Below are 10,443 nucleotides of genomic sequence, written 5' to 3' on the forward strand. Positions count from 1 at the left end.
CTTTGGTAAAGGGTTTGGGACCGCCATGAATGCCGGTTGGTACAACACTGCAAAGCCTCACCAGCTGTTTGGTTTTGATGTTACCATAAATGCTACGCTGGCGATGGTTCCCACGCAGGACGAAAGTTTCGATTTAGATAACTATACATGGAATTTTTTGCTACCCGGACTTGATTCTGAAAGTCCAACTATTGCTGGAAGTGGCGATGGTGCAAGTGTTGGTCTTGATATGGGAAATGGAAATACAATCAGTAATTTATACGATTTACCTTCGGGTACAGGGTTTGCTATGGTTCCTTTGCCAATGATGCAGGTTGGTGTTGGAGTTTTTAAGGGCACGGATTTATCATTCCGTTTTTTTCCCGAGGTTGGGTTAGGTGATTTTGGAAAAGTCGGAATGTTTGGGTTTGGTTTGCGCCATGACTTTAAACAATGGATTCCGGGCTTTAAAAAATTACCTTTTGACATGTCTGCACAATTTGGTTGGAGCCGTTTGAGCGGTATCTATAATAAAGTAGAGTATTACCCGACCGATTATATTGATGTGCCATTTGAGGTGATAGATCCTCAATTGCCTACGACAGAAGAAGGTATTGCAAATGATTATTACAGGACCCAGGATCTTACCCTTACCAGCTCAGCATGGAACACCAACCTGATTATTTCAAAAAAAATTGCTGTGCTTACAGGTTATGTAAGTATTGGTTATGCTGCAAGTAATTTTAATATTTCCCTGAACGGGAATTATTTGCTACCTGATTATATTCCGGCTTCTGATCCCGACTACAACGCATCAGACGATACAAATGGTGATTACATTGTTACTGTATTAGATCAATCAAACGAAATGCGGGACCCGATAGATGCAAATATTGAATACAGTTCAATCAATACTTCAGTTGGATTGAGATTGAAGCTTGCACTTCTTACACTGCATGCTGCATATGTTTACCAGGATTATTCTATGTATAATGTAGGTTTGGGTGTTTCATTCAGGTAAAATATAAATTACAAAAAAAAACGCCTTCCCGTGTTGAGAAGGCGTTTTTTGTGGTTTGTATTTTAAAGTGATTGTAGTTCGCTATTTATTTTAGCGGCTTTTTCTTCCATTTCTAAGCTTTGATATACTGCAGTCAATGATTTGAGCACTTGCTTCTCTTTTGGATTTGCTTCGTATGCTTTTTCGAATATTTTTCTTGCTTCTTCGAAATTAGCATTGGCTTTTTCAATTTCTTTTTTGTATTGTTCTGGTTTCGATTCACGCAACGACTCTGCATTTTGAACAATTTCAGCGCCTTTTTTATAGGGTTCCATCCCTTGTTTTAAATATGCTACAGCAAGTTTTTTGCTTATTCTTCCGTATGAAGGATAAGCTTCGTGTCCTGCTTCAAGTGTTTCAAGGTATTCCCCATTTTTATCAAGCTTATCGTAAGCAATTGCTTTGATATAATAAGCCAAATGCGCTTTTTCATGCTTTAATTCTATTGCTTTAGTAGCATATGGAATTAATTCGTCAAATTTCCGTGCTTTGTATCCGGTAATGGTTGCATTGTAATAAAGTGCTGTGTCGGTTACACCTTCAGATTCGTAGGTTTCAACTGCACGTGTGTAATCTAAAAATGCTTTTGGATAATTCTTTGCTTTGTAGGCTTCCTGCGCCATTTTTTCGTACTCTTTGCCAGTTTGAGCAAAGACTGCTAAACCTGTCATCAATGTTACAACTAGTAAGGCAATTCGTTTCATAGTATATTTATTTAATTTGACCACAAATAAAATATTTCATGTTGAATAAATCAAGATATATTCATGCGAAAATTGTGCCTCTTTGATAAACACCCTTTGAAACCTTTTGTTTATTAGGGTTTTTTCCATAAAAAAACGGAACAAAGTTCCGTTCTTTATTCACCATTTGCAGTAGTTTAGTTAGGTTGTACAATTCCACTTCTGATGGAATCTACAACATTGGTGAGTTTTTTGATATGGCTTTTATCGTGATAAACGTCGGCTTTTGCTGTCAAAACGGTTTTTCTTTCGCTTTCATCAGTGATAGACTCAATGTCTGAGCTAACCATTTTGAAATTTTTATAAATTAAATTGATTTTTTTAAGGGATTCAAGGGCCTGGTCTACATCCTTACTGCTTTTATAAGTAGATAAAAGTTGAATGAGCGATTGTAATGACATTTTTTGGTCTGTGATTCGATCAATAATTTCTTCGTTTTTAGGTTCAAGTTTTGCATGTTGCGTTGCAAGATAGAGGCCTTCTATCCAGCCCCCTGCAATAAGTAAAGCGGCGGTTTCTGGTCTGCCGTTTTCTTTTAGGAAACCATCAGAATTCATGAAAGTCTCAGAAATAATATCCATTAATGAATCTCGATTGTTAATGTTGTTTTCTAGTCTACGTATGGTTTCTTGATCAATTGCATTTAGAATTCCAAGGTTTTCAGCCAGTTTTTTTGCTGCTGCCATATACTTAATGGCAACCTGTGACTGTTCGAAAATGCTTGCATAACTAATGTTGGCACTGTATATGCCTAAATTCATGGCAAGCTTGTATGTACTTACATAACTGCTTTGGTTTTCTGTGGGATTCAGCAGCTCAGGCGTATAGTCTACACCACTTCTTTTTATCAGCATAGCAGTTTCAATGGGAGAGGGGAGGGAATAAAATACCTGCTTGGCCTTATTGAAGTCCTTTTTTAGTTGTTCTGCTTGCTTCTGGCTCTTACTAGCCAGGTCTTTTTCGATTTTTTTCGATTTATCCTGAACACATGCACTAATCGTAATGATTGATAAGGTTATGATTATCAAGAGCCTGAAAACCTTTGGCATAATTTAGTTTGATTTTAGTTTTTGTAAAATTAAATAAATTTAGGGAAATATAAAACAACTAATCGTTTTATGCAAGCAACACAAAAACATTATTTTTGTAAAAAAATAATACGCCATGGAAAATAAGAAAGTAAGTAAAAAGATTATTGAGGGACTGAAGGCTGAAGAAAGTAAGAAACAAATTGAGGCTATTGATGATATCAGGAAGGATGGAAATGTGGCATATTTACCTTATCTGGCGGATTTGTATGTAACTAGCAATAGTGCTGAAATCAAGGATAAGATATCAGCTGTTTTCCAGGATATTAAGCATACTGATGGTGTTCAGACTATTGTTTCACTACTAAAAAGTACGGGTAATGAAGATTTAAGGTCAATGTTACTTACGGCCTGTTGGTCATCAAGCCTTGATTTTAGTAAATATCTGATCGATTTTGTGGATATTGCCCTGGAGTGCGATTATTTGGTAACTTTTGAGGTGGTAACTGTTGTCGAGAATTTTGAAAATATTCCTCCTGCCAATGATTTGGAGCAGGCCATCGGCCGTCTACGTGGGGCTGTAGGGTCACAGCATTCTTCCAAGCGAGAGCTTTTGCTTGATTTATTGCACGCTCTTGAAGATTTTCGAAATAATGGATAAACCCAAAACTGTCATTAGGTTTCACCTAGATGACAGTTTACGATTAAGAAAATCTAAATTTTCCGGGTTCCCCGAAAAGTAAGATTAACTGCGTTGAGCTTCACTTCGTTTCGGTTGACAAAGTGGAGCTTATCGCTACGCTCTTCGGTTTTCTAAACCGGGATTAACCTCGATAGGCTTACGCCTATTGTCATTAAAAATTTTACAAATTACTAATGACAAATCCCGGATAAAAAAAATCCTCCGGCTGGAGGATTTTTATTTTGTAATTTTAAAATTATACGTGATTCGAGAAGTATTTCATGAACTGCGATCTTTCGTACATTTCCGGGTTCTTAAATTTATCATAATTTAATTTGCCACGGAAGGCTTTTATGTTTTCAAATCCTTTATTATCCATCCATTGATGAAGCTCTTTTATCATATCCGGAATAATTCCGGTTCCATTTTTATAAATGCTTGAACAAACCTGCACAGTAGTTGCGCCTCCAAGGAGAAGTTTTATCATTGCATTGCCATCATGCACACCTGTTGATGCTGAAATGTCGAGTCCATGGATTTTTCCACTGGCAATAGCTACCCAGCGGAGTACTTTTCTGAGATCTGATGGATTTGAGAAAACTTCGGCACTTTTGAGTGTGAGGTTTTCTATGTCAATATCGGGTTCGTAAAATCGATTGAAAAGTGTAACGCCATTCACGCCGTCGGCATTGAAGCGGTTTAAAACACCCAGAAGGTTGGTGAATTGCTGCGAAATTTTGAATATTACGGGTATACTGATCTTATCCCGTAATTTTTGAAACAGATCGTGATATACCATTTCATAGTTTTCCGATTTTTGGTTGCGATCCATCGGAAGTATGAATACGTTTACCTCAAGCGCGTCGGCTCCTGCTTCCTGTATAGATTTAGCAAAGCTAATCCATTCTGAAACAGTAATACAGTTAATACTGGCAATTACCGGAATGTCAACTTCTTTTTTGGCCTGACGAATGAGGTTGAGGTAATCACTCAGGCTGTTGTCCTTTGTGTATTCTTTTATGTAGTCAGCGGCTTCGGGGTACTCGTTAGCTTCATTGCTGGCTATTGTATTTTGTGCTTCATAAGAAATTTGTTCCTCAAAAAGGCTTTTGAGTATAACTGCACCAGCTCCCTGTGCGGCGATATCTTTTATTTTACTTATACTGTCAGTTAGTCCGGAGCTGCCTACTATAAGCGGATTTTTGAGTTCTAGTCCTGCAAATTTGGTTGTTAGATCAGCCATAATATCTGTTTTATGTTTTTTTTACAAATTAAGCATTTTTTTAGTAATTGCGGGCTCCGAAAATAGAACTTCCTACGCGAATTATTGTAGCTCCCTCTTCAATGGCAATTTTGTAATCCTGGGACATCCCCATGGATATTTGGTCGAATCCGGGGCCAATTTGGTCCTTAATCTGATCGAAAATTTGTTTTAAATGTTTGAATTCCCGTCTAATTTGATCCTGGTCTTCTGTAAAGGTTGCCATACCCATTACGCCTCTGAATCGAATATTTTTCAGTTCTAACAGATTGCTTTCCTTCATTACTTCAAAAAACTCATCTTTCGAAAAACCAAATTTTGTTGACTCTTCGGCAATGTGGAATTGTAATAGGCAATCTATCACCCGGTCATTTTTCGCAGCTTGTTTTTGTATTTCTTTGGCCAGTTTATATGAGTCGACAGCATGAATCATGTGCACGAACGGTGCAATATACTTGACTTTGTTGCGCTGCATATGCCCTATCATGTGCCAACGGATATCATCCGGCAATTCAGGTTGTTTTTTTTGCAGTTCCTGGGCTTTGTTTTCGCCAAAATCTATCTGGCCTGCATCATAAGCTTCTATGATGTCAGAAACAGGTTTGGTTTTTGAAACAGCTACTAATGTAATGTTGGGTGAGGTTTCTTCTTTTACTTTCTGTAAATTTTCTTTTATTGACATGGATATTACGCGTTTACACTTAGCACAAATCCTACACCGTGGATATTTTCGATTTTTATTTTTTCATCGGTTTTAAGGTACTTCCTTAATTTTGTGATGAATACATCAAGGCTCCTGCCGTTAAAGTAGTCGTTTTCGCCCCAGATTTTGGTCAGCATTTCTTCACGCTTTACTATTTCGTTCATGTTTTCGCAAAGCATTTGCAGAACGTCAGCTTCCCTTTTTGTCATTCGGCGTTTTTCGGCACTGCTCTTTAATTCAAGGTTTTTACAATCAAAGTTAAAATTACCTATTTTATAGGTGCAGTCGTCTTCACGGCTTTTTGTAGTACGCTTAAGTAAAGCATTTATTCTAAGTAGCAGTAGTTCGTTATCGAATGGCTTGGCTACATAGTCATCCCCACCTGCATTAAATCCTGAGACCTGGTCGTCTTTCATGTTTTTAGAGGTGAGGAAAATAATGGGTATATCGTTGTCAATTGCCCTGATCTTTTTGGCTATTTCATATCCATCTTCTTTAGGTAACATCACATCAAGAATGACCAAATCAATTGGTTGATTTTTGAATTGCTCCATTCCTTCCTGCCCGTCATTTGCGGCGTGTACTTCGTAACCTTGAGCTTCTAAAGCATCAGTTACCATTGTGGCTTCTGCAGGATTATCCTCTACTATTAGTATTAATGTTTTTTCTAACATGGTATTCAGCTTTCGTTGGCTATTTTATGGTAATATAACTGTCCTTATTCAAAGTTAAATGAAAAAATTTCTACTAAATTACGAAAAACTTATTTTTTTTAACAATCCTTTAACATGGATTTGTCAAATTTCTAAAGCCATTGGTGTAAAAATGCAATTATAGTCCCCTTTTTAAGTGATTAAATTATTCAAATATTTTATTTATTTTAGCTTCATCAATAATTTTTTGGTGATCGAATGCCAAATTGGGAAGTTTTTCCAGTAAAAACCAATCTGCTTTGGCAGCATCGTCCCCGGCCTGAGCTTTTTGAGCAATTGAAGTTGAGATTTTAGCGTAAAAAACCGTACTTATTGTTCTTCCTCTGGGGTCTCTGTTAGGTTCGGAGTATGTTTTGAATTGCTCCAGATTATTAACTCTCATCCCTGTTTCCTCTTTTAGTTCCCTTTTTGCAGCATCTTCCAGTGTTTCATTCGGCTCAATAAAACCTCCGGGAAACGCCCAATGCCCCTGGAATGGAGGTTTCTTGCGTTCAATTAACAGAACTTTTGGGTCTGTTTCATTGGTGAATAGAATTATATCAACCGTAACTGCAGGTCTTGGATATTTATAACTGTAGGTCATTAATATTTTTTCTTGTCAAAATTCTCTTTACGTGATTTTCTGTACTGAATGATAGCAAAAATAATTACTACCAAAGCAGCAGCTGCAGCCAGATATGGAAAAAATGTAGGCATACTAGTCTTTTTTAATTTTTACGGCAGTTCCATAAACCAAAATCTCCGAGCAGCCCTGCATCACCTGCGATGTCATAAACCTGATATTGATCACGGCATTAGCTTCCAGCTTAGCTGCTTCATCATTCATTCTTTGAAGGGCCTGCTCACGGGCGTAGGCCATTAATTTGGTATACTCATTCACTTCACCTCCTACAAGGTTTCTGAGGCCTGCAAAAATATCTCTCCCCAAATGTCGGGCCCGCACCGTATTCCCTCTAACAATATCGAGGCTTTCTACAATGGTATATCCCGGAATATGTTCTGTATTTACGTTTATCATGGCGTTATATTTTAAATCGCTTAATCACTCTTAAATGATGGGTATAACGGTTGAGTGATTTGTTATATATTCCCTGATGATCGATTGAATCTATTCTGACTTCACCCGAAGCATGCACAATTTTTTTGTCTTTGGTTAAAATACCAATGTGGGTAATTTTTCCCTCCTGATTATCGAAAAAGCATACATCGCCCTCTTTTGCTTCAGATAAAAAAGCAATGGTTTGCCCGTAGCTAACCTGCTCACTTGAATCACGTGGGAGTAAATAATTCCACAATTTAAATGTGTTAAGTACCAGTGCGGAACAATCAATGCCCATAAGGGTCCGTCCTCCCCATAAGTAGGGCGCCCCCATTAAAGATTCGGCAATTTCTGAAGGTGTCTGGTCGATTTGTGTGTCACCATTTAAAAGTTGGTAGCTTTGGTCGCCTATTTTACCTTGTCCATTTTTCAGAAATGGAAGCGTGCTCGAAATTGATATTACCAGCTTTTTATTATCAATGTTTATGATGCCATAAGGGGTTGTGAGTTTGGGATGTTGGATAGTATTGAGCGATCGGTATTCTTTTTGTGAAATATTCTTAAGTGTTTTTATGTCGACCCAACCCAGGTACTGATCAAGGTCGGTATACACAAAAAACCACGATCCTTTTTGATCTATAATTTTGCAGGTTTCCCCAAAAAGCATTTGAGTTACAAGTTCCGATGATTCTGCTTTCTCGGCCCTTACGGCTATCTGGCTCAATGTACATACGCCATATTTCATGGTTCATGGTTTTAATAAGGTGTTATTACAGCCTTGTAAATGTACGTGCTATCATTTGTAAATGCAAAAAAATAGCCGCTCTTATGCTATTTCATTGTTGACCTGAATAATTATATCTGGTGTTGAATATCATTTTTTTTTCTGAAAAAGTTGGTTATTTTTGGGAACAATAAGATGAAGGTCATTTTATTATGAAAAAGATTTATTTCCCCGGTATGTATTACTTCGCAATTGCCATCAATGTGGGATTTCAGAAGCGTTTTGGTGGACTCTAATACCGGAATGTTATTTTCCCCGGTCTATCTTTGAAAATAAATCAATCATAAATTAAAATATAGTTCGATGCAAAAACTTTTATTGGGTGACGAGGCTATTGCTCAGGCTGCGATAGATGCTGGTATGTCTGGTGTATACGCCTATCCAGGGACACCCTCAACCGAAATAACAGAATATGTGCAGGCCAGTAAGCTTGCAGAAGAGCGAAACATTCATAGTGATTGGTCAGCAAATGAAAAAACGGCTATGGAGGCTGCGCTCGGTATGGCATATGCCGGAAAACGCAGTATGACCTGCATGAAGCATGTTGGACTGAACGTGGCTGCTGATAACTTTATGAATGCTGCAATTACAGGTGTTAATGGAGGTATGGTGGTTGTCGTAGCCGATGATCCATCAATGCACTCTTCACAGAATGAGCAGGATTCAAGGTTTTATGGCAAATTTGCTATGATCCCGGTATTGGAACCTTCAAACCAGCAGGAAGCTTACGATATGACTTATGGCGCTTTTGAATTGTCGGAAAAGTATAAAGTTCCGGTGATGATCCGCGTAACCACTCGTATTGCACACTCAAGAGCTGGTGTAATTACAAAAGAACTTAAACCACAAAACAATCAGTCACTGCCATCTGATCCACGCCAATTTGTATTATTGCCCTCAATAGCACGTAAACAGTATAAAGTATTGCTTGGCAATCAGGATCATTTTAATGCAGAGTCTGAGAATTCGGTATATAACCACTATTTTGAAGGTGAAGACAAAAGCATGGGAATTATAGCCTGTGGTTTGGGGTATAATTATCTTCGCGAAATTCTTCCTGAAGGTGATTGTAAATACCCCGTACTGAAGGTTACTCAATACCCATTGCCTGAAAAGCAGGTGAAACAAATCGCAAATGAGACGGAGAAGCTTCTCGTTATTGAAGAGGGGTATCCGATGGTAGAGGAAATGATTAAAGGATTTTTAGAAAAAGAGCCTGTAACAGGCCGTTTAGATGGAACCTTACCTCGTGACGGTGAGTTAAATGCTGATATCGTTGCAGCGGCATTAGGTATTCAAACAGGTAGCAAAGAGAGTAAAGTGCCTGATTTTGTTGCTAATCGTCCGCCAAGCATGTGTCCGGGTTGTAGCCATATTGATGTGTACAATGCACTTAATGAGGCGCTTGCCCCATTCGGACAGGGCCGTGTGTTTTCTGATATTGGTTGTTACACGCTGGGTGCACTGGAGCCATTTAATGCCATAAATACCTGTGTAGATATGGGTGCTTCGATAACCATGGCCAAAGGGGCAGCTGATGCTGGTTTGGTGCCTGCTGTGACTGTAATTGGAGATTCAACTTTTACGCACTCCGGTATGACCGGCCTGCTTGATGCCGTGAATGAAAATTCACCGATCACTGTCATAATTTCTGACAATGAATCTACATCAATGACAGGCGGACAGGATTCATCAGCGCTGGGTCGTCTGGAAGCCATTTGTCAGGGGTTGGGTGTTGATCCCGAACACATCCGGGTGCTAAATCCGATAAAACGCAACCATGACGATATGGTTAAGGTAATGCAGGAGGAGTTTGATTATGATGGACCTTCGGTTATTATTCCACGTCGTGAATGTATACAGAAAGCTGCACGTCGTAGGAAAATGGAAGCCAAACAAAAAGCAAAAAGTTAAAAATCCTAAAATCTGAATATAATGAAAACTGATATAATATTAGCCGGTGTAGGTGGACAGGGGATCCTCTCCATTGCTGCTACACTAGGTGCTGCAGCCCTTGAAAATGATTGGTACCTCAAGCAAGCTGAAACCCACGGTATGAGCCAACGCGGTGGAGCGGTAGTGTCGCATCTGCGTATTTCTGATGAGCCAATTTACTCAGACCTGATTCCCAAAGGAAGTGCTAACGTAATTATTTCTGTGGAGCCCATGGAATCTTTACGATATGTAGATTATCTTTCAGAAGACGGCTATCTGGTAACCAACACAAAGCCGTTTGTGAATATCACAAACTATCCGGAAGAGAAAAAGCTTATGGATCACATACAATCGCTTAAGAACGTTGTAGCCATTGATGCCGATCAAATTGCGAATGACTTAAAAGCACGCCGTAGCTCAAATATTGTAATGCTGGGAGCTGCTGCACCATTCCTCAATATGGATATTTCTGTGCTCGAAAGTGGATTGAAACAAATTTTTGGATCGAAAGGTGAT

General features: G+C 38.6%; 12 protein-coding genes. 4 read left to right on the plus strand and 8 right to left on the minus strand.

The window, feature by feature from the left end:
- Nucleotides 1-1,000: DUF6588 family protein (locus VJ937_RS04615; protein ID WP_324065719.1), on the plus strand; the 1,000-nt coding region annotated here is incomplete at its 5' end.
- Nucleotides 1,001-1,062: 62 nt separating this feature from the next.
- Here VJ937_RS04615 and VJ937_RS04620 read toward each other — a convergent pair.
- The gene (locus VJ937_RS04620) at nucleotides 1,063-1,743 is read right to left on the minus strand and encodes a hypothetical protein (protein ID WP_324065720.1); all 681 of its coding nucleotides are present in this window, start codon (nucleotides 1,741-1,743) and stop codon (nucleotides 1,063-1,065) included.
- A gap of 176 nt (nucleotides 1,744-1,919) precedes the next feature.
- Nucleotides 1,920-2,831, minus strand: a complete 912-nt coding sequence (locus tag VJ937_RS04625) for a hypothetical protein (RefSeq protein WP_324065721.1) — start codon at nucleotides 2,829-2,831, stop codon at nucleotides 1,920-1,922.
- 115 nt (nucleotides 2,832-2,946) lie between these two features.
- Between VJ937_RS04625 and VJ937_RS04630 the strand changes: the two genes are divergently transcribed.
- Nucleotides 2,947-3,471: a hypothetical protein gene (locus tag VJ937_RS04630; RefSeq protein ID WP_324065722.1), complete on the plus strand. Its 525-nt coding sequence runs from the start codon at nucleotides 2,947-2,949 to the stop codon at nucleotides 3,469-3,471.
- A gap of 277 nt (nucleotides 3,472-3,748) precedes the next feature.
- Here VJ937_RS04630 and VJ937_RS04635 read toward each other — a convergent pair whose 3' ends face one another.
- From VJ937_RS04635 to VJ937_RS04660, 6 genes are all read right to left on the minus strand, one after another.
- On the minus strand, nucleotides 3,749-4,735 hold the full coding sequence (locus tag VJ937_RS04635) for a dihydroorotate dehydrogenase-like protein (protein WP_324065723.1): 987 nt from the start codon (nucleotides 4,733-4,735) through the stop codon (nucleotides 3,749-3,751).
- 40 nt (nucleotides 4,736-4,775) lie between these two features.
- Complete coding sequence (locus tag VJ937_RS04640) at nucleotides 4,776-5,435, minus strand: YggS family pyridoxal phosphate-dependent enzyme (RefSeq protein WP_324065724.1); 660 nt, start codon at nucleotides 5,433-5,435, stop codon at nucleotides 4,776-4,778.
- Nucleotides 5,436-5,440: 5 nt separating this feature from the next.
- On the minus strand, nucleotides 5,441-6,130 hold the full coding sequence (locus tag VJ937_RS04645) for a response regulator transcription factor (RefSeq protein WP_324065725.1): 690 nt from the start codon (nucleotides 6,128-6,130) through the stop codon (nucleotides 5,441-5,443).
- Nucleotides 6,131-6,314: 184 nt separating this feature from the next.
- Nucleotides 6,315-6,752, minus strand: coding sequence for an NUDIX hydrolase (locus VJ937_RS04650; RefSeq protein WP_324065726.1), 438 nt, complete (start codon nucleotides 6,750-6,752; stop codon nucleotides 6,315-6,317).
- 114 nt (nucleotides 6,753-6,866) lie between these two features.
- Entirely contained in the window at nucleotides 6,867-7,187 is a 321-nt protein-coding gene (locus VJ937_RS04655) for a YbjQ family protein (RefSeq protein WP_324065727.1), read from the minus strand.
- A gap of 4 nt (nucleotides 7,188-7,191) precedes the next feature.
- Nucleotides 7,192-7,953: a C40 family peptidase gene (locus VJ937_RS04660; protein WP_324065728.1), complete on the minus strand. Its 762-nt coding sequence runs from the start codon at nucleotides 7,951-7,953 to the stop codon at nucleotides 7,192-7,194.
- 342 nt (nucleotides 7,954-8,295) lie between these two features.
- Between VJ937_RS04660 and VJ937_RS04665 the strand changes: the two genes are divergently transcribed.
- Complete coding sequence (locus VJ937_RS04665; RefSeq protein ID WP_324065729.1) at nucleotides 8,296-9,906, plus strand: thiamine pyrophosphate-dependent enzyme; 1,611 nt, start codon at nucleotides 8,296-8,298, stop codon at nucleotides 9,904-9,906.
- Nucleotides 9,907-9,927: 21 nt separating this feature from the next.
- Nucleotides 9,928-10,443, plus strand: a 516-nt coding sequence (locus VJ937_RS04670) for an indolepyruvate oxidoreductase subunit beta (protein ID WP_324065730.1), incomplete at its 3' end; no start/stop codon positions are given.

The organism is Salinivirga sp. (assembly GCF_035268865.1).
Lineage (GTDB): Bacteria > Bacteroidota > Bacteroidia > Bacteroidales > Salinivirgaceae > Salinivirga.